This window comes from Micromonospora vinacea (genome assembly GCF_015751785.1).
GTDB lineage: Bacteria > Actinomycetota > Actinomycetes > Mycobacteriales > Micromonosporaceae > Micromonospora > Micromonospora vinacea.
This window is the reverse complement of sequence record NZ_JADOTY010000001.1, coordinates 2385595-2404690: the sequence shown is the minus strand read 5'-3', so window position 1 is coordinate 2404690 and position 19096 is coordinate 2385595. Positions and strand designations below refer to the sequence as shown.

The following is a 19096-nucleotide window of genomic DNA, read 5'->3' as shown; positions in this document are numbered from 1 at the left end:
GGGTAGAGACCACGGATGAAGGCCATCGTGTACGAGCGCAACGGCGACCCTTCGGTGCTCAATCTGGTCGACCGGCCGGTGCCGGAGCCGGGTGCGGGCGAGGTCCTGGTGCGGATGGCGGTCTCCGGGGTCAACCCGACCGACTGGAAGTCCCGCCGCAACGCCCCGCCGAACGGGTGGCAGATTCCCGGTCAGGACGGCGCGGGGGTGGTCGAGGCGGTCGGCGAGGGGGTCGACCCCGACCTGATCGGTGAGCGGGTGTGGGTCTGGGAGGCCGCCTGGCAGCGGCCGTGGGGCACGACGGCGGAATACACGCTGGTGCCGGTCCGGCAGGCGGTACGCCTCGGTGCCGCCCCGTTCGAGCTGGGTGCGGCCCTGGGCATTCCGTTCCTCACCGCGCACCGCTGTCTGACCGCTGGCGAGTTCATGCCGGAGACGCTGCGGGCCGGCGCGTTGGCGGATCACACGGTGCTGGTGCAGGGCGGCGCGGGCGCGGTCGGCAACGCCGCGATCCAGCTCGCCCGGTGGGCCGACGCCACGGTGATCGCCACTGTGAGCAGCGCGGAGAAGGCGCAGCTGGCGGCGTCGGCCGGCGCCTCCTTCGTGATCAACTATCGGGAGCAGGACGTGGTCGAGGAGGTCCACAAGATCGCCCCCGACGGGGTGCACACGATCGTGGAGGTGTCCCCCGCCCGCAACGCCTCGATCGACGTGCAGGTGCTGCGGCACGGCGGCGCGGTCTGCATGTACGCCGACAACGGTGGGGACGAGGTGACCATCCCGATCCGGGCGATGATGGCCCCGAACGCCCGCTGGCAGTTCGTGCTGGTCTACACGGAGCCGAAGGGGGCCAAGGCGCAGGGCGTGAAGGACGTGGCCGCAGCGGCCAGCCAGGGTGGCATCCGGGTCGGCGCGGACGCCGGCCTGCCGCTGCACTACCACCCGCTGGCCGAGGCGGCCGCGGCGCACCAGGCGGTGGAGGACTCGACGGTGGGCAAGGTGCTCATCACCACCAGCGACGCCTGATCGGGTCGCTGATCGCCCGATTTCCCCGTCAGCAGGACAGAGGCGAATAACTTTCGCAACAATGACGGTGCGGGGTCACCCCGTGTGGAGCGGGCGGCCCCGGCGCGGTGCGAACGCCGGGGCCGCCCCTGGGGAGGGTTCAGGAGTACTCCCGCCCCAACAGGCGACAGTGCCGGGGAAAACGTTACGGGGCTGTCAGCTCCCGGACAGTCAGCTCACCCCCGGCGTACCGCGAACGGACGACCTTCTTGTCGAACTTGCCCACGCTGGTCTTCGGCACCGTGTCGATGAAGGCCCAGCGCTCCGGCAACTGCCAGCGCGCCACCGACCCGGCCAGGAAGTCCCGCAACTCCTCGGCGGTCACCGAAGCGCCCTCCCGGACCACCACCGTGGCCAGCGGACGTTCGTCCCACCGCTCGTCCGGGACACCCACCACGCAGGCCTCCAGCACCGCCGGATGGGCCATCAGCGCGTTCTCCAACTCCACCGACGAGATCCACTCGCCACCGGACTTGATCACGTCCTTGGCGCGGTCGGTCAGGTTGATGTACCCGTCCGGCGAGAGGGTGCCCACGTCGCCGGTACGCAGCCAGCCGTCGCGGAACTTCTCCTCGTCCGGGGCGTCGTCACCGACGTACCGGGCGGTCACCCACGGCCCCCGGACCTCCAACTCGCCCACCGCCGTGCCGTCGGCGGGCATCGGGTCACCCGACGGGCCGACGATCCGCGCCTGCACGCCCGCCGGCACCCGTCCCTGCGTGTAGCGGTAGCGCCACGCCTGCTCACCGGTGGCACCGGCGGGCGGACGCGAGACCGACCCCAGCGGGGACATCTCGGTCATGCCCCAGGCGTGGATGACGTCGATCCCGTGCCGCTCGTCGAACGCGTGCATCAGCGCCGGTGGGCACGCCGAGCCGCCGACGATCACCTCGCCGAGCGAGGAGGTGTCCACGTCGTGGGTGTCCAGGTAGGCCAGCAGATCGGTCCAGATGGTCGGCACCGCGCCGGCCAGTGTGGGCCGCTCGGCGGCGATCATCTCGGCGATCGGCGCGGCCTGGAGGAACCGGTCCGGCATGATCAGCGACGCGCCGGAGAGGAAGGCCGCGTACGGCAGACCCCAGGACATGGCGTGGAACATCGGCACGATGGCCAACTCGCGGTCGGTCGGCCCGAGACCGAAACCCTCCGGCATGCAGACCTGCAACGAGTGCAGGTAGATCGACCGGTGCGAGTAGGCCACGCCCTTCGGGTTGCCTGTGGTACCCGAGGTGTAGCAGAGCGCCGCCGCGTCGCGCTCGTCCACCTCCGGCCAGTCGTACGTGTCCGGCCGGTCGGCGAGCAACGCGTCCCAGTGGTGCACGGTGATCCGGTCGCCGGCAGCCGCCACCAGCGGCGCCGGGTCGCCCCCGCCGACCACCACGACGTGCCGCACAGTGGTCAGCTCACCGATCACCCGGGCCAGCAGCGGGATGAGCGTGCTGTCGACGAGCACCACCCGGTCCTCGGCGTGGTTGGCGATGTAGACGACCTGGTCGGGGAAGAGCCGGATGTTGAGCGTGTGCAGCACCGCACCCATGCTCGGCACCGCGAAGTAGGCGACCAGGTGCTCGTTGTTGTTCCACATGAAGGTGGCGACCCGCTCGTCGCCGGTCACCCCACACTCGTCGCGCAGCCCGTGTGCCAGCCGGGCGGCGGCCCGGCCCACCTCGGCGTACGTCATCCGGCGGGGCTCGGCGCCCGTCCAGGTGACCACCTCGGCCGTGCCGTGCACCACTGCGCCGTGGTCGAGGATCCGGGAGATCTGCAGAGGGGCGTCCATCATCGTGCTACGCATGGGTAACAAGCTAGTGTCGGCGGTCACACGTTGGGAACCCCCGTAAGTTGTCGCAGGTGAGCATCTCCTGGGCCGACTCATATGTGGGGCAGTTGCGCGCGCTCGCCGGGGACCGGACGCTGATGTTCGTCGGCGCCCGCGCCGTGGTCAACGACGACGCCGGACGCATTCTGCTGATCAAACGCTCGGACAACGGCCAGTGGGCCATGCCGGCCGGCGCGATGGAACTGGGCGAGTCGATCGCCGACTGCGCGGTTCGCGAGGTCCGTGAGGAGACCGGGCTACGCGCGCTGCGGGTCTGCGCGTTCGCCCTCTACACCGGCCCGGACCGGACGAGCACCAACATGTACGGCCACACGTACCAGGTGTTCACGACGGCGTTCAAGGTGGAGGAGTGGGACGGGCAGTTGGCCCGGGTCACCGACGAGACCACCGACGCCGGCTTCTTCGCCCGCGACCGGTTTCCCGCCCCACTCTCCACCTCGGTCATCGAGACCCTTGCCGACCTGGACGTCTTCGAGCAGACGAACCGGCTCATCCTCAAGTAGGGCGGCCCCGGAGCCACCGACCCCGGGGCCGCGCCTCACTGGGGCAGTCGGAGCCCGGCGAAGAACCCTTCCTGGATCCAGTTCGGGTACGCGACCGGCAGCTTGGTGGCCTCGTCCAGCTCGGTGAGGTCCTGCTCGGTCAGCGTGAGATCCGAGGCGGCGATGTTGTCGACCAACTGCTCGTGCTTGCGGGCACCGACGATCACGCTGGCCACGGCCGGTCGGGACAGCAGCCAGGCGACCGCCGCCCGGGCCGGGCTCACCTCGTGCCGCTCGGCGACGCCCTTGAGCACGTCGACCACCCCGAAGGCGTGCTCCGGATCGAACGGGGTGAAGCTGGCGTAACCGGGTTGGGCGGTGCGCGCGCCACTGTCGGCGACGGCGCCGTCCCGGCTGACCTTGCCGGAGAGGAAACCACCGGCGAGCGGGCTCCAGACGGTCAGCCCGACACCCTCGTTGAGCGCCATCGGCACCACGTCGCGCTCCACGTCCCGGCCCAGCAGCGAGTAGTACTCCTGCACCGAGACGAACCCGGCCAGCTTCTCCCGGGCGGAGATGCCCAGCGCCTTGGAGATCTGCCAGGCCGCGAAGTTCGCGGCGCCGATGTAGCGGACCTTGCCCTGCCGCACCGCGTCGTCGAGCGCGCGCAGCATCTCCTCCATCGGAGTGATCTGGTCGAAGTTGTGGATCTGGTACAGGTCGATGTGATCGGTGCCCAGCCGGCGCAGGCTGTCCTCCAGGTTCTGCATGATGTGCAGCCGGGAGGTGCCGACGTCGTTCGGGCCGGGGCCGGTGCGGGAGTGCACCTTCGTCGCCAGCACGACGTCGCGACGCCGCTTGCCGAGCGCCTTGCCGAGCAGCTCCTCGCTCTCGCCGTCGCTGTAGCCGTCGGCGGTGTCGACGAAGTTGACGCCCGCGTCCAACGCGGTGTCCACCAGCCGTTGCACCTCGGGCAGCGCCAGCCCACCGAGGGTGCCCCAGAGCGGGTGGCCGCTGCCGCCGAAGGTCATCGCGCCGAGCGAGATCTCCGAGACGTACACCCCGGTGCTGCCCAGCAGTCGGTACTTCACGTGTGTTGGCTCCTCGTGGTGGGTCGGAGGCCGAGGTCAAGGCCTCCGTGGTCACTATGTCGGACACTGTGTCCGGCAACGAGCGTACGTCGCCCACCCGCCCCCCGGCCACCTAGGATTCCGGCTATGCCCTCGATCACCCGCCGCCGCCCGCGCAACCCGGACGGACGCGCGGCCGTCGAAGCGCGGGTGCTGGCGGCCACCGAACGACTCCTGAAGGAGGGAGTCCGCTTCACCGACCTCGGCGTGCAGCGGATCGCCGCCGAGGCCGGCGTGGCGCGGTCGACCTTCTACACCCACTTCCGGGACAAGACCGAGCTGCTCATGCGCCTCGCCGGCACCATGCGGGAGAGTTCGTTCGACCGCACCGGCGACTGGGACCCGGCCGGCCCCGGCGACCCGCTCGCGCGACTGACCGAGGTCTTCGCCGACGTGATCCGGATATACCGGACATACGCCCCGGTGCTGGCCGCGGTCAGCGAGGTCGCCGCGTACGACGAGGCGGTCCGGGAGTACTGGGCAGCCGGGCTGGAGCAGTTCGTGGCCCGCACCGAGGACGCGCTCCGGATCGAGCAGCAGGCCGGGCGTACCCCCGCCGACCTGGACGTGACGACGGCCAGCCGGCTGATCGTTGTCGGCGGCGACCGCTTCCTGGCCGACCACGTCAGCACGACCTCGGCCGACCCCGAGACCGACGCGGCGGCCGCCCGGGAGTTGGCCGCGACCTGGTGGTACGGCGCCTACCGCCGCCCCGCCTGACCATCGACGACCCGGCCGACACCGACCGCCCCGGAGCGGTCCGGGGCGGTCGGTGTCGAGATCGCTCAGATCATCGTCTGGGACTTGGCCTCCATGTCGGCGGCGGCCTCCTCCTTCGACTCGCGGGTCAACGGCTTGCCGCCCGGAGCCGGGGCCTCACCGCCGAGCGGGTCGGCACCACCGGTGGCGCCCTGCGGGCCAGCCCCCCGCAGCTGCGTGTTGGGCAGCGTCAGGGTTACCACCACCGCCACGATCGCGATCAGGCCGGCCGTCAGGAAGACCATGTCCAGCGCGTCGACGAAGGCACCCTGGATGGCCGCGCGTACCGGCCCCGGCAGGGCCAGGATGGTGGCCGGATCGTTGATCGAGATGTTGGTGCCGCCACTCGCCGCCACCGCGGCCTGCTCCTGCGGCGGAAGCTGCGCGATCGCGCCGGGCAACCGGTCGGCGAGCCCGCCGGTCAGCCGGGACGAGAGCACCGTGCCGAGGATCGCCACCCCGAACGAACCGCCCAGTGACCGGAAGAAGGTCGCCGAGGAGGTGCCGGCCCCCAGGTCGCGTACGGAGACCGCGTTCTGCACCGCCAGGATCAGCGACTGCATACACAGACCCAGCCCGACGCCGATCACCACCATGAACCCGAACGCGACCCAGAGCGAGGTGGCCACCTCCAACTGGGTGAAGAGGAACATGCCGACCAGCAGGGTCACCGAACCGGCCACCGGGAACCACTTGTAGCGGCCGATCCGGGTCATCGCGCGGCCGGTCAGGATCGAGGTGATGATGATGCCGGCCATCATCGGCAACATCAGCAGACCGCTTCGGGTCGGCGAGGCGCCCTTCACGATCTGCAGGTACAGCGGGATGAAGATGATCGAACCGAACATCACCAGACCGATGATGAGCAGAGCCGAGTTGGCCAGCGCGAAGGTGGCGCTCCGGAACAGCCGCAGCGGCAGGATCGGCTCGGCCACCCGGGCCTCCTGGAGGACGAAGAGCACCCCCAGCACCGCACCCACCACGAAGAGCGTGATGATCACGCCGGAGCCCCAGGCGTACTCGTTGCCGCCCCAGCTCAGCGCGAGCAGCAACGAACTCACCCCGGCCACCAGCAGGCCGGCACCGAGCCAGTCGATCGAGTGGTCCCGACGCTCGAACGGGATCAACCGCATCACGTGGTAGCAGACCACGATCGCCAGGATCGCCAGCGGCACGTTGATGTAGAAGATCCACCGCCAGTCGGTCTCCGCGAAGTAACCGCCCACCAGCGGCCCGGCAACCGACGAGATCCCGAACACCGCGCCGAACAGGCCCTGGTAACGACCACGTTCCCGGGGCGACACCACGTCCGAGATGATGGTGAACGCGAGCGTCAGCAGACCACCGGCGCCCAGACCCTGGATACCCCGGGTGACGATCAGTTGGGTCATGTTCTGGGACAGCCCGGCCAGCAACGACCCGAGCAGGAACGTGCCGATCGAGAAGAGGAAGACCGGCCGACGCCCGTACAGGTCGGCCATCTTGCCGTAGAGCGGCGTCGACGCGGTCGAGGCGAGCAGGTACGCGGTGACCACCCAGGAGTAGTGGTTGATCCCGCCCAACTCGCCCACGATGGTCGGCAGAGCCGTACCAACGATGGTCTGGTCGAGTGCGGCCAGCAGCATGCCGGTCATCAGGCCGAACATGAGCAGCCGGATCTGCTGACGGTTCAGCACCGGCGCATCCGAGGCTTCGGTGGTCATGTGGCCTTCTATCCCGAGAGCCCCAAAACATGCGCCCAACCGCCAAAAAACCAACCCGGTACCGCACCCGCTCCGCCAGCGTTGATCATGAAGTTATTGCCACCGCGCGCGGCGTGTCGTGGCAATAACTTCATGATCAACCGAGGGGTGGGTGGGGTCAGGCGGTCGCGAAGGTTTTGGTGATCGCTGCGCAGAAGGCGGGGAGGTCGTCGGGTTTGCGGCTGCTGGTCAGGTTGCCGTCGGTGACGCACTCCTCGTCCACCCAGGTGGCTCCGGCGTTGGTCAGGTCGGTACGCAGGGTGGGCCAGGAGGTGATCCGTCGACCGCGCACCACGTCCGCCTCGATGAGCGTCCACGGGCCGTGACAGATCACCCCCACCGGCTTGCCCGCGTCGAAGAACGCCTTCACGAACCGCACCGCGTCCGGATCGCCCCGCAGGAAGTCCGGGTTCGCCACCCCTCCGGGCAGCACCAGCGCGTCGTAGCCGGCGGCGTCCGCCTTGTCGATTGTCACGTCCACGTCGTACGTCTTGGAGTGGTCCAGGTGGTTGAAGGACTGGATGGAACCGGGCTTCAGCGAGACCAGTTCGGCCGTCGCGCCGGCGTTCTCGACCGCCTCGCGCGGCTGGACGTACTCGACCTCCTCGACGCCGTCGGCGGCCAGGAAGGCGATCCGCTTGCCCTGCAATGTCGCTGCCATCTCGGTACATCTCCTTTCCGGGGGTACCTCAATCCCCTTCCCGCGCTCGAACGCCCGAAACAGGTCGGACAGGTCCGGACCGGTCAGGGCCCACCGAAGGTGGCCTGACCAGCGGCGGGACCGGTCGCCGCGCAGGTTTGCCCGGCAGGCCGCTGGGGACCCGGGGAGGCATGGCAGGAGCAGCAGCGGAACAGCGCCGGCTCGCCACCGTCGTGGAGAGCTGGCTCGGACGCCCAGTCCTGATCGTCGGTGACGCCATGTTGGACGAATGGCGGTTCGCCGACTCCGACCGGCTCTGCCGGGAGGCGCCCGCCCCCGTCCTCACCCTGCGCCGGCGGATCTCCGCCGCCGGTGGGGCCGCGAACACCGCGGTCAACGTGGCAGCCCTCGGCGGCCGGGCGGTACTGGTGGCACCGGTCGGCGCCGACGTCGCCGGGGACGAACTGCACGACTGCCTGGACCGCGCGAGCGTCTGGGACCGCACTGTCAACCAACCCGGGCGACCCACCCCCGTCAAGCGGCGAATGTTGGCCGGCAACCAGATCCTGCTGCGGGAGGACTCCGGCGACCCGGAGGACGCCCTGGACCACGACGGGGTGGCCCGGCTGCTCACCGCCCTGAGCTGCGCCACCGAGGAGTTGCGCGCCGCCGCCGGTGGACAGGCGCCGACCCTGGTGGTCTGCGACTACGGCCTGGGCGCGCTGCCCGCGCCGGTCCGCGCGTGGCTGGTCGACAACCGCCAGCGGTACGCCACTGTCGCGCTGGACGCCCACGACCTGGCCGACTGGCGGGGCCTCGCGCCGACAGTGGTCACCCCCAGCTTCGCCGAGGCGACCCGGCTGTTGGCCCGCGCGGGCGGTACCACCCGACCGACCGGCGGGACCGAACTGCACCTGGAACACCCGGACGGCGACCCGGCCGACGGCCCCTCCGAGATGACGGCGGGCGCTGCCCCGGGTGCGGTACGCGCCGACGACCCGACCGCCGAATTGACCCGGGCCGACCGCCCGGGACCGTTCGGTGAGCCCACCCCGGGCGAGGGCCGGGTCGCCCTCACCGGCGACGGGCTCAGCGTCACGGGCACCGGCGTCACAGTGAACACCCGGGCCGGAGAGGGCGTCGACCGGGCCGTCCTGGCCGAGTCGCGGCTGGCCGAACTGCGAGCGCACACCGGTGCCGACGTGGTCGCGGTGACCCTCGACACCGAGGGCGCGGTGGTCGGCGGCGCCGACGGGGAACGCCGACGCAGCCACAGCACCCCGGTGCCGGCGAGCCACGCCGTGGGTGCCGGCGACGCGTACCTGGCGGCGATGACGCTGGCCCTGGCCGCCGACGCGCCCCTGCCCACCGCCGCCCAACTCGCCCAACTGGCGGCCACCATCACCGTCTCGGACACCGGCACCTGCGTGTGCCGACGCGACGACCTGCTCGCCGCGCTGGACCAGCCGACCGACACGACGAGCCACCCCGCGCTGGTCGGCGGCGACGAGTTGGACGCGATAGTCGCCGAGTACCGCGAGGCGGGACGGTCGGTGGTCTTCACCAACGGCTGCTTCGACGTGCTGCACCGCGGGCACGTGCGCTACCTCGAGCAGGCCCGCGCGTTGGGTGACCTGCTCATCGTGGCAGTCAACTCGGACGGCAGCGTACGACGACTGAAGGGCCCGGACCGGCCGGTCAACCCGGTCGAGGACCGGGGCGCCCTGCTCGCCGCGCTCGCCTGCGTGGACCACGTGGTGGTCTTCGAGGAGGACTCACCCGCCGCGCTGATCGAGGCGGTCCGACCGGACGTGTACGTCAAGGGCGGCGACTATCCGCCGGAGCTGGTGCCGGAGGCGCCGCTGGTGCGCCGGCTGGGCGGTCAGGTGCGCACCCTGGGGTACGTGCCGGACCGGTCCACCTCCGCGATCATCGAGCGGATCCGTTCGCACAGCCAGGATCCGTCGCCACAGGTCACCGACCGGGAGCCCGACCCGTCGCTGCGCACCCGCACCCAGGCGTCGTGAACCGCCCTCTCGACCTCGGCACCCCGGAGGAGTTCCGCGCCGATCGACTGGTCGACGTGCTGATTCCGACCCGGAACCGGCCCGCCGAGTTGGCCGTCACCCTGGGCGGTCTCGCCGCCCAGGACGGCGTACCCGGCTTCGGGGTGGTCGTCAGCGACCAGTCCGACGGGGATCCGGCGTACGCGCATCCCGCCGCCGCCACCATGGTCCGGGCGCTGCGCCACCGGGGTCACCCGGTGCTGCTCACCCGCCGGCTGCCCCGCCGGGGGTTGGCCGAACACCGGGCGTACCTGCTCGCCACCTCGGCCGCCCGGTACGTCCTCAACCTCGACGACGACATCTGGCTGGAACCCGGGGCGCTGCACCGACTGGTCACCGCGATCGGTGAGCTGGGCTGCGGGTTCGTCGGCAACGGCGTGCACGGGCTCTCGTACACCGACGACATGCGGCCGGAATCGCACTGCCACTACGAGGAGTGGACCGGCCCGCCCACACCGGAGCGGATCCGGCCCGACACCCCGCAATGGAGCCGGGCCCGCATCCACTCGGCCGCGAACCTGCTGCACATCACCGAGCGGTTGGCGCTGCCGCCGGGCGCGTGGCGGGCGTACAAGGTCTCCTGGATCGGCGGGTGCGTGCTCTACGACCGAGCCAAGCTCGTCGACGCCGGCGGCTTCGACTTCTGGCGTCGGGTGCAGGAGAAGCACCAGGGCGAGGACGTGGCCGCGCAGCTCGCCGTGCTGTCCCGCCACGGCGGCGCGGGCATCCTGCCCAGCGGCGCGTACCACCTGGAGTCCCCCACCACCGTCACCGACCGGGACGTCGAGGCGTGGGAGGTCGTCCTCGCCGACGAGGACACCCCGCAGCCGGCCTGACCTACCGCGTGAGTAACTCCCGGGCGGCTTCCACCACCTCGACCACCGGAACGTCGGTGACGAAGGAATCCCGGTGTGGGCACTCACCGTCGCCGGGCCGGTGCGGATAGATGCCCGGTGTGCAGTCGACCCCGCAGACCGGGCAGTGCACAGTCCACGAGCTGATCGGCCGGTGCCGGCCCCGCAGAGGGCTGGCCCCGTTGATCAGGTTGCCGACCCAGAAGATCCCCACAGTGGGAGCGCCCACAGCGGCGGCCAGGTGCAGCGGGCCGGTGTCGTTCGAGACGACCAACGCGCAGTCGGCGTAACAGCCCGCCAGCCCGCCCAGGCCGAGCGTGCCCACCTGCGGGCGCACCGGCACCTGCGCCGCGGCGACGACCTGGTCCACCACCTCCTGCTCGGAGGGCGTGCCGGTGACCAGCACCTCGTAGCCGTCCTCGTGCAGCGCACGGGCCACCTCGGCGAAACGCTCGGCCGGCCAGCGGCGGCGCGTGTCAGTGGCGCCCGGATGCAGCGCCACCCGGGGACGGTCCACCGGGCCGAGCACCCGGGCGGCCTCCGCCCGGTCGGCGTCGGTCACCGCAAGCGTCGGGGTGATGGTGGTGGCCGGTGCTCCCACCAGCGCCACCACCTCCAGGTAGCGGATCACCTCGTGCTGGTAGTAGACGTAGCGGAGCCACCGGTCCAGCGGCGGCGCGTCGTCGGCGCGCAGGCCGACAGTCACCCGGGCACCGAGCCGACTGACCAGCGGGTTGGAGTTGGCACCGCCTCCGTGGATCTGCACCGCCACGTCGAAGCCGGCGGCAGCGGCCACGAAGTCGTCCATCGACGACTCCGGCTCACCCGGCTCCGGCTTACGGATGCCGGGCGCCGGCGGCACCACAAGCACCCGATCCACCGGGCCGGGCCGGTCGCGCCAGAGCTTCGCGTGCCACGGCGCACCGAGCAACACGATCTCCGCCGAGGGGTACGCGCTGCGCAGCGCGTCCAGCGCCGGCAGGGTGAAGATGAAGTCCCCGAGCGCGTTGGCGCGCAGCACGGCGATCCGCCGCACGTCGGGAAGGCGCTCGGCGGTCGGGCCGAGCACGGACGGGGTGACCACCCGGCCCGCTACGGCCGGTCGATCTCGCCAGCGGTGTCCGGGCGGTGCATCTCCCGGTCCGCGGCGGGATCGGCTGGCATCGGCGTACCAGTGGAAAGGTCACCGGAGCGCGGCCCGGTGCGGCCCACGGTGATGGTGCGCGGCGTGGGCCGGCTCGCCCGTGGCAGCCGGACCCGGAGCAGGCCGTGGTCCATCACCGCGTCGATGGCGTCCGGGTCGACCCGCGACGGCAGGTTGACCCGGTACTCGAAGCCGCGGGTCTCGAAGCCGCCGGGGATGCCCTGGTCGGCGTTGACCTCCGCCTCCGAGCGGGCCCGCACGCACAGCTCGCGGTCGTCAAGCTCGACCGCCACCTCCTCCGGTGCCACCCCGGGCAGCCGGACGACGACCTCCCAGCCGTCCGAGGTCTCGGTCAACTCGACGTCCGACGCCCCGGCGCGGCCACCGACCAGGCGACTCAACTCGGAGCGCAGCGACTGCAACTCCCCCATCGGGTCCCAGCCCTGCTGCCGGTTGCCGCGCCACCCTCGGCCGAAGCCGCCGAACTGCTGCTCGCTCATCACACCTCTCCGATCCGCTGGGTGGCCGTCGGTGGCCGTAGTGAGCTGGGCGCGTCCAGGCCGGCGTCGCTGTCGACGCCCACACCGAGCCGGTCGACCAGTTCGCCACCGAGCCAGGCGCTGATGCCGAGAATCGCCAGCGCGACCACCTCGATGGCGACCAGTGCGCCGCCGGCGGCCCGGGAATCCGCGTTGAGCCGCACCGCCCACACGGCGGCGAAGAGCAGGATCACCGCGACGTTGGCGCCCGCGTGCAGCAGTCCCACCCGCTTGGCGCGGGTGCCGGTCGGGATCGCCAGCAGGTCGAACGAGCCGGCCGCCGCGGCGAGCAGGCCACCGATCAGGCCGACGGTGATGTTCCAGTACGCGACCTCGCCGAGGAAGTCGGGGCCACCCACGGTGTCCACCACGTCGAACAGCACCGCCGTGGCCAGCAGCGCGACCGGGAACATGACCAGCATCGGATGGACTGGGTGACCCAGCACCTTGAGTCGGCTCTCCATCTTCCGGCCTCCACTGGTCGGCGTCCTGCGGAACGGTCTCGTGCAGCGAGCGCGTCGGGTGAGGCCGTACCCCCGGCAACCAGGCACAAACCTCGCGCTGGTCACGGCGGCCTAGGCTGACGACGGTGGTGCCCGCCACCGGGTCAACGGCTGAGGGAGGATCAACGTGACGGTGGAGATCACCTCGCACGAGGAGTTGCGCGAGTTGCTCGGCGTCCCGAGCGCGCGGGCAGCCAACAAGGAACGCACCCGCCTGCACGAGCGGGACCGCGAGTGGCTCGGCGCCTCACCGTTCTGCCTGATCGCCACGGCCGGCGCGGACGGCAGCTGCGACGTCTCACCCAAGGGCGACCCGGCCGGGTTCACCCTGGTGCTGGACGACACCACCATCGCCCTGCCCGAGCGGCCCGGCAACAGACGGGCCGACGGCTACCGCAACATCCTCGACAACCCGCACGTCGGGTTGCTCTTCCTGATCCCCGGGCGGACCGACACGCTACGGATCAACGGGCGGGCCCGCCTGGTCAGCGACGCGCAGTGGTTCGACGACATGGTGGTCAAGGGACACCGGCCGGTGCTCGCCGTGGTGGTGGAGATCGAACAGATTTTCTACCACTGCGCGAAGGCGTTCCTGCGGTCCGCGCTGTGGCAGCCGGAGACCTGGCAGCCCGAGGCACTGCCCTCCCGCGCCCGCCTGATCAAGGAGGTCGAGGCGTCGACGGAGAGCCTCGAAGACCTGGAACGGTACTACGGCCCGGAGTACGCCACGAAGATCTACGTCTGATCCCGCTGCTCACCTAGACCTGCTGTGGAACACGCCCGCCGTCGGGCCGGGTGGTCTCGGTCGGATACGGCGGATCCTGCACCCCGCCACGCCACCGGAAGAAGGCGTTGGCGGGTGGGAGTGCGAGCAGGACGAGGGCACCCAGGAGCACGGGCGACGCCACGAACCCCGACACGGTGCTGACCGGCTCGGCCCACCCGGGCATCAGTTGAGCGGCGACCTCCTCGACCCGACTCCCGTCGGGACTATCCGGGGTGTCGTCGCCGCCCGACACGGTGAAGATGAGGCCCAGGAACAGCCAACCGGCCGACACCGTCACCGTCACGCCGCCGACCACCCAGGTGACGATCCGGGTCCAGTTCCGACCGGCGAGATTGGCCAGCGCCAGCGCCAGCACGACGAGGGCGGTCAACGCCACGACCAGGCCGACGCCCATGAGGAACACCATCGGCAGGGCAGCGAAGCCACTCGGGGTGCCCACCTGCTCGTGTGCTCTCAGGTAGGTGTTCTGTTGAACGGCCTCGGCCGCCACCTGCGCGAGCCGGGCGAGGCCACTCAGCCCCAGCAGCACACTGGACCCGACGACGACGCGCCGCCCTGGTCGGACCGTCGTTCCTGGAACCCCCGTGGTCATGAGCGGATGCTAACCGCACGTCAGGTCCGCCTGCTGTCCCAGTGAAGGCGGACCTCCCACCGGTGCGGCCGGACCGGAGTTGGCTCCGACGACGCCGCTCAGGCCGACCAGCCGGCCCGATTGCCGAACGACTCCCGGGAGATCCCGGAGCCGGTCTCCGGCCACGAACCGAACCGATCGTTGTGCAGGTGCGCGAAGAGGTAACACATCCCTTCGCAGTCGGCGTCCAGCAGCGCCATAGCGGGGTTGGCGCGGACCGCCTCGTAGTACGCCCGCCCCAGGGCGACGATGAACCCTCGCGCGTAGAGGAAGCCGTCGTCCGACCCGTCCGTCACCTCGTGGATGTCCTCCCGATCGATGTCGTGCAGCTTGCGCTCCACCACCCGGTCGAGGTCGGTCAGCTCCTGCCCGGTCAGCTCGGCGGTCAGGTGCCCGAGACGGTCCAGGAACGCGTCCAGCCAGGCATCGATGGCGTAGGCCGGGCCGTCGTCGTCATGGGCCGGGTCGCGCTCGATGAGGGCCTGCCGCAGCGCCAGGGGCTCGGCGCCCAACTCGGCCCAGGCCGCCTCGATCAGCGCCCACAGCCGGGCCTCGTCGGCAGAGGTGGGCATCGCCTGAAGGGTGTCGGTGGTCACGGTCACCGTCGGACCGTAACCACCACCACCGACGGTTTCAGGCCTCCGAATCGGCGGACACCATCCACAGGTGACCGTCGGGGTCCGCGAAGACGCCCGCGTACGCCCAGGGTTGTGCTGCCGTATCGGTGATGATCTCGGCACCGGCAGCGCGCGCCCGCTCGACGACCGCGTCCACGTCGGTCGGCGAGGCGACACCAAGGTTGAGCAGGCATTCGCTCTGACCCCTCGGGGCGACCTCGTGCCGGCCGATCACCCAACCGAAGCCGCCGGTCGGGATGAGCATCAACCGCAGCCCGTCGTTGACCACGAACTGCAACGGCTCCGGGATGCCGTCGTCGGCCAACTCGCCCACGGCGTCGAGGCCGAGTCCGTCCCGATAGAAGCGGTAGGAGGTAGCCCGGTCGGAGATGGGCAGACTCACGATCACCGGTGCGGAAGTCACGGGTGGACGCCTCCAAACTGTCGGTCCGGCATGGCCAGGGCATCAGTGTGTCGCTGAATTACGGTTAGCCTCGTGACCGTAGACGATTGGCTGTCCGAGACCCGCACCTCCTACGACACTGTCGCGGTCAGCTACGCGCGCCTGGTGCGTGACCTCCTGGCGGAGGCACCGTACGAACGAGCCGCCCTGGCATCGTTCGCGGAGCTCGTGCGGGGTGCCGGCGGCGGGCCGGTCGCGGACGTGGGCTGCGGGACGGGGCGCATCACCGCCCACCTGCACACGCTCGGCGTCGACGCCTTCGGAATCGATCTCTCACCCGGGATGATCGAGGTGGCCCGCCGTGATCACCCCGAGCTGAGGTTCGAGGTCGGCTCGATGACCGACCTCGACCTGGCCGACGGCTCGATGGCCGGCCTGGTCGCCTGGTACTCCCTCATCCACATCCCCGACGACGACATCGACGCCGTGTTCGCGCACTTCCGGCGGGTGGTCCGTCCCGGTGGCTCCCTGCTGCTCGGCTTCCACGTGGGCGACGAGACGACAGTCAAGACGGAGGGCTACGGCGGCCACCCGATGAACGTGCACGTCCATCGTCGGCAGCCGGACCAGGTGGCAGCCTGGCTGCGCCAGCACGGGTTCAGCGTCGACTCGCAGACCACAGTCACCTCGGCGGAGAGCCGCCTCGGCGGAATCATCGTCGGCCGACGGGAACCCTGAGCAAACACGCACCCGTTGTCGATCCACGGTCACCGCTGTTAGCCTAAACTGCGTACAGCGTTAGCAGTATTCGACCGAATGAGGCGACTGATGACGGACGACGCGCGGCCCGTCTGGGTGCTCGGTGGCGGTGGAGTAGCCGGCATCGCCTGGGAGGTCGGCATCCTCGCCGGGCTTGCCGACAAGGGGGTCACAGTGACCCCGGGGGCAGTCCTCATCGGCACCAGCTCCGGCGCCGTCGTGGGTGCCCAGATCGCCAGCGGCACCCCACTGGCGGAACTCTTCGAACGCCAGCGCGGCGGCGTCGCCCACGAGACCTCACCCGCCCTGCGCCTGCTCGACCTGCTTCGGCTCGCGCGCGCACAACTGTTCGCGCGCAGCCCCGAGCAGGCCGCTCGCCGCCTCGGCCGGCTCGCCCTCGCCGCGCGCATCGACGACCCGTCCCGGCAACGCCGGATAGCCGAGGCTCGACTGCCCGACCACGTCTGGCGGGACGACGCCGACCTTCGCATCGTGGTCGTCGACACCGAGACGGGCGCCAGCCGCACATTCACCAGGCACGACGGCGTACCCCTGGTGGACGCCGTCGCCGCGAGCTGCGCCATGCCGATCTCCGCCGCCCCGGTTGCCATCAACGGCCACCGCTACATGGACGGCGGCATGCGGTCGACCCTCAACCTCGATCTCGCCCCCGGGAACGGCCCGGTCATCGCTCTCGCGCCGAGCACCGCCGCGATCGGGCCGTGGGCCCGCATCGACAAGCAGCGAGCCGCGCTGGGCGCGGGCCGCCGGGTGGAGTTGCTGCTCCGCGACCACGCCTCCAAACAAGCGCAGGGGACAAGCGTGATGGACCGATCCGTCGTGCCCGCGCTCGTTGCCGCAGCCCGCGACCAGGGCCGACGTGAGGCGTCCCGGGTGGCCGCCGCCCTCGCGGAGCCAACGCCGGGGCAAAAAACCCGAGGCTGACGCCCCGCGCTGCGGCCGGCGGGTCCGAAGACGACGGAGACGATGGCCGGCCTGGGCCTCCACTACGTAGTGTCGGCTCGTGGTCGACACTGACGAGGCGGTCCAGATCGCGATGCGATTCCTGGCCGGCCGCCTCGCCGAGCGTCAGGATCCGCGCGAACCACCGAGCGTGCAGGGGGTGACCATCGAGCAGGTGACGACAGTGACCGGTGAACGGCGTTGCCACGTCGTGAGTTTTGGATGGCCACTGCGGGTGGCCGCCGATCAGGAAACCGGCGACGCGGACATGCTGCGGTAGGAGCGATCCGCTGCGACCCCGCCAATCGTCTTGCCCTGATCGTCGACCACGATGCCTTCCGCTGGTACCGGACTCGTCGCGCTGGAGGCTGGTAGGTGTCGACCCTGCGGCCAAAGCCAGATGGTGCCACAGCCACAGCCACAACCCGACTGAGCCGGGACGTCCCGCGACTGCATCTGGAGTTCGCTCGCGCCGGGGAGATCCTGCGCCAGCAGCGCATGCAGGACCGCCGCCTCCTCTGGTGACAGCGGGCCGGGATCTGGCCGATCTGGATCCACTGGCGTAAGGCTACGGCGACATCTCGCTCACAAGCCCTGTGCGTCGCGTGTGCACCCGTTCAGCAACGGCTGCACGCTCGGAGCTTCGTCGGTACTGGCAATTGCCAGCGTGCCGCCGTCCGGCGGCGCTGCTGTCGACAGCCGTTCCGGTGGCTACCCAGGCCGACGCCCGCTGTGGAAGTCGTCGTGTCCGGCCGCCACGCGTAGTCGTCGCGCAGATAAGGCGAAAGCGGGTGTGCAACGATGATCGGCATGTCGACTCCACGAAAGGGCAATGCCGCGTAGGCGCCCCGCACAACTGCGTGCTGACTCCACCTACCGGCGACCTCTTGACGGGTCAACCTCGGTCATCCCTGGACTCTCGTCCCGCGGCTTGAAAGTCATCGCCTACCTCGAACGCACCCGACTCTGGAACCAAGCCGTGTCCGATGCGCTACGCGCCTGGTCATGGTTTGTGCGCCACCCATGGCATCGCTTGTGGGACGAGAGCGCCGGCTGCGGGGTGATGGAGTGCTGTCCGAACCCGCCCGAGCTGCGCTGGGTCCTGGACGTCGTCGTTGCGGTCCTGCCACCGAACGATGCCCGAAAACTCCGTAAGCAGATCGAAGCCCTCGATGAGCAGTGGTGACAGCCGGCTGCTGTTAACTGGTGCCGGTCCAAGTAGACGACCATGTGCCCCGACGTCGTCAATTGACGTTCGCGGTCGACCAGCCCCGACGCTCGCGCTGCCTTCTTGCTGCCTCGGTCGGTTCGTCGACTGCGCCCGTGGTCATGGAGATCCTCCGTCACTCTCAGATCAGCGCCACTCTCCACATCTACACACGTGCCCCGAGGTCACGCGGGAGCTGCTCCCAGTCGCTCATGGCCCCGATGATGGCAGGGTCACGTCGTCTACCAGTCGAGGAGCCTGGGCATCCGCTCATCTGCGCGACAGGGCGTGGATCGCCGGCCAGCTGGTACCTAGACGGCTCGGCTTGTCGCACATCACCTGGCGGAGCTACGTCGCACATCAGCTGTCGGATCACAGCGAGCTCTGTCAGAGCTTGGGTTCGACCGGTGACGGCAGCATGTCGGCCCACTTGCGTAGTACGTCGACGAGCTGGCCGTGCACGTCGCCGGAAAACGTCGGGACGCACTGGTGTTCACCGCTCCGAACGGCGGGCCACTGCGCAACACCAACTTCCGGACCGGGTCTTCGCGCCGACTGCGTCGTCGGTCGGGCTGGCCGGTGTGACTCCCCACGACCTGCGGCACACAGCAGCGAGTCTGGCCGTGGCGGCTGGTGCCAATGTGAAGGCGGTGCAACGGACGAAGCGTTCGCGGCGCGGGGTGCGGACTATCTGCGGACCGGCACCACCGATGGCGGTGTGATCGACCTCGGGAAACGGCGAAGCCCAGGCCGATGACCTGGGCTTCCATACCGAGCCGCCTGACGGAATCGAACCGTCGACCTACGCATTACGAGTGCGTCGCTCTAGCCGACTGAGCTAAGGCGGCAACGATCAGCAAGTGTACGGCACCCCGGCGGCACCGCCCGAACGGGATACCCCCGCCGCCCCGGCCAGCACCAACCGGACATCGTCCACTATCTGGACGCTTACCGGACAGCGGATG

General features: G+C 70.5%; 20 protein-coding genes and 1 tRNA gene. 10 read left to right on the top strand and 11 right to left on the bottom strand.

Annotated elements, in window-relative coordinates; translation table 11 throughout:
* Positions 1–15 precede the first annotated feature (15 nt).
* Positions 16–1026, top strand: coding sequence for an NADPH:quinone reductase (locus tag IW249_RS11580; protein ID WP_196920724.1), 1011 nt, complete (start codon positions 16–18; stop codon positions 1024–1026).
* A gap of 184 nt (positions 1027–1210) precedes the next feature.
* Here IW249_RS11580 and IW249_RS11575 read toward each other — a convergent pair whose 3' ends face one another.
* Positions 1211–2845, bottom strand: a complete 1635-nt coding sequence (locus IW249_RS11575; protein ID WP_196924746.1) for a fatty acid--CoA ligase — start codon at positions 2843–2845, stop codon at positions 1211–1213.
* A 71-nt stretch (positions 2846–2916) separates the two neighbouring features.
* Here IW249_RS11575 and IW249_RS11570 point away from each other — a divergent pair, with 71 nt between their 5' ends.
* Positions 2917–3408 carry an NUDIX domain-containing protein gene (locus IW249_RS11570; RefSeq protein WP_030334282.1) on the top strand — a complete coding sequence of 164 codons (492 nt, stop codon included), beginning with the start codon at positions 2917–2919 and terminating at the stop codon, positions 3406–3408.
* 35 nt (positions 3409–3443) lie between these two features.
* Here IW249_RS11570 and IW249_RS11565 read toward each other — a convergent pair whose 3' ends face one another.
* On the bottom strand, positions 3444–4478 hold the full coding sequence (locus IW249_RS11565; RefSeq protein ID WP_196920723.1) for an aldo/keto reductase: 1035 nt from the start codon (positions 4476–4478) through the stop codon (positions 3444–3446).
* A 126-nt stretch (positions 4479–4604) separates the two neighbouring features.
* Here IW249_RS11565 and IW249_RS11560 point away from each other — a divergent pair, with 126 nt between their 5' ends.
* Complete coding sequence (locus IW249_RS11560) at positions 4605–5237, top strand: TetR/AcrR family transcriptional regulator (protein WP_196920722.1); 633 nt, start codon at positions 4605–4607, stop codon at positions 5235–5237.
* Positions 5238–5302: 65 nt separating this feature from the next.
* Here the strand turns inward: IW249_RS11560 and IW249_RS11555 are convergent, their stop codons facing one another.
* Together IW249_RS11555 and IW249_RS11550 are read right to left on the bottom strand one after the other, a co-directional pair.
* On the bottom strand, positions 5303–6979 hold the full coding sequence (locus tag IW249_RS11555; RefSeq protein WP_196920721.1) for an MDR family MFS transporter: 1677 nt from the start codon (positions 6977–6979) through the stop codon (positions 5303–5305).
* Between the two features lie 157 nt (positions 6980–7136).
* Positions 7137–7679 carry a type 1 glutamine amidotransferase domain-containing protein gene (locus IW249_RS11550; protein ID WP_196920720.1) on the bottom strand — a complete coding sequence of 181 codons (543 nt, stop codon included), beginning with the start codon at positions 7677–7679 and terminating at the stop codon, positions 7137–7139.
* Between the two features lie 170 nt (positions 7680–7849).
* Here IW249_RS11550 and rfaE2 point away from each other — a divergent pair, with 170 nt between their 5' ends.
* Together rfaE2 and IW249_RS11540 are read left to right on the top strand one after the other, a co-directional pair.
* Positions 7850–9685: a D-glycero-beta-D-manno-heptose 1-phosphate adenylyltransferase gene (gene rfaE2 / locus IW249_RS11545; protein ID WP_196920719.1), complete on the top strand. Its 1836-nt coding sequence runs from the start codon at positions 7850–7852 to the stop codon at positions 9683–9685.
* Positions 9682–10560 (top strand): glycosyltransferase family 2 protein, encoded by an 879-nt coding sequence (locus IW249_RS11540; RefSeq protein WP_196920718.1) that lies wholly within the window; start codon positions 9682–9684, stop codon positions 10558–10560. The genes rfaE2 and IW249_RS11540 overlap by 4 nt, the downstream gene beginning before the upstream one ends.
* 1 nt (position 10561) lies before the next feature.
* Here IW249_RS11540 and IW249_RS11535 read toward each other — a convergent pair whose 3' ends face one another.
* Genes IW249_RS11535 through IW249_RS11525 form a run of 3 tightly spaced genes read right to left on the bottom strand, consistent with a single transcriptional unit; the run spans position 10562 to position 12725 of the window.
* On the bottom strand, positions 10562–11662 hold the full coding sequence (locus IW249_RS11535; RefSeq protein ID WP_196920717.1) for a glycosyltransferase family 9 protein: 1101 nt from the start codon (positions 11660–11662) through the stop codon (positions 10562–10564).
* An 8-nt stretch (positions 11663–11670) separates the two neighbouring features.
* Complete coding sequence (locus tag IW249_RS11530; RefSeq protein WP_196920716.1) at positions 11671–12222, bottom strand: Hsp20/alpha crystallin family protein; 552 nt, start codon at positions 12220–12222, stop codon at positions 11671–11673.
* The gene (locus IW249_RS11525; RefSeq protein ID WP_196920715.1) at positions 12222–12725 is read right to left on the bottom strand and encodes a DUF2231 domain-containing protein; all 504 of its coding nucleotides are present in this window, start codon (positions 12723–12725) and stop codon (positions 12222–12224) included. The genes IW249_RS11530 and IW249_RS11525 overlap by 1 nt, the downstream gene beginning before the upstream one ends.
* A 166-nt stretch (positions 12726–12891) precedes the next feature.
* On the opposite strand from IW249_RS11525, the gene IW249_RS11520 reads away from it, so the two are divergent.
* Positions 12892–13509, top strand: coding sequence for a pyridoxamine 5'-phosphate oxidase family protein (locus tag IW249_RS11520; protein WP_196920714.1), 618 nt, complete (start codon positions 12892–12894; stop codon positions 13507–13509).
* Between the two features lie 13 nt (positions 13510–13522).
* Here IW249_RS11520 and IW249_RS11515 read toward each other — a convergent pair whose 3' ends face one another.
* The 3 genes from IW249_RS11515 to IW249_RS11505 form a co-directional block, all read right to left on the bottom strand.
* Positions 13523–14143, bottom strand: a complete 621-nt coding sequence (locus IW249_RS11515; RefSeq protein WP_196920713.1) for a hypothetical protein — start codon at positions 14141–14143, stop codon at positions 13523–13525.
* Between the two features lie 98 nt (positions 14144–14241).
* Positions 14242–14784 carry a DUF4240 domain-containing protein gene (locus IW249_RS11510; protein WP_307788571.1) on the bottom strand — a complete coding sequence of 181 codons (543 nt, stop codon included), beginning with the start codon at positions 14782–14784 and terminating at the stop codon, positions 14242–14244.
* A 31-nt stretch (positions 14785–14815) separates the two neighbouring features.
* Positions 14816–15223, bottom strand: a complete 408-nt coding sequence (locus IW249_RS11505) for a VOC family protein (protein WP_196920712.1) — start codon at positions 15221–15223, stop codon at positions 14816–14818.
* 72 nt (positions 15224–15295) lie between these two features.
* On the opposite strand from IW249_RS11505, the gene IW249_RS11500 reads away from it, so the two are divergent.
* The 4 genes from IW249_RS11500 (at position 15296) to IW249_RS11485 (ending at position 18110) form a co-directional block, all read left to right on the top strand.
* Entirely contained in the window at positions 15296–15940 is a 645-nt protein-coding gene (locus tag IW249_RS11500; protein ID WP_196920711.1) for a class I SAM-dependent DNA methyltransferase, read from the top strand.
* Between the two features lie 90 nt (positions 15941–16030).
* Entirely contained in the window at positions 16031–16906 is an 876-nt protein-coding gene (locus IW249_RS11495; RefSeq protein WP_196920710.1) for a patatin-like phospholipase family protein, read from the top strand.
* A gap of 79 nt (positions 16907–16985) precedes the next feature.
* On the top strand, positions 16986–17204 hold the full coding sequence (locus tag IW249_RS11490) for a hypothetical protein (protein ID WP_196920709.1): 219 nt from the start codon (positions 16986–16988) through the stop codon (positions 17202–17204).
* Positions 17205–17855: 651 nt separating this feature from the next.
* Positions 17856–18110, top strand: a complete 255-nt coding sequence (locus IW249_RS11485; RefSeq protein ID WP_196920708.1) for a hypothetical protein — start codon at positions 17856–17858, stop codon at positions 18108–18110.
* Between the two features lie 795 nt (positions 18111–18905).
* Here the strand turns inward: IW249_RS11485 and IW249_RS11480 are convergent.
* Positions 18906–18979 (bottom strand) — tRNA-Thr (locus IW249_RS11480).
* Positions 18980–19096: the final 117 nt, after the last annotated feature.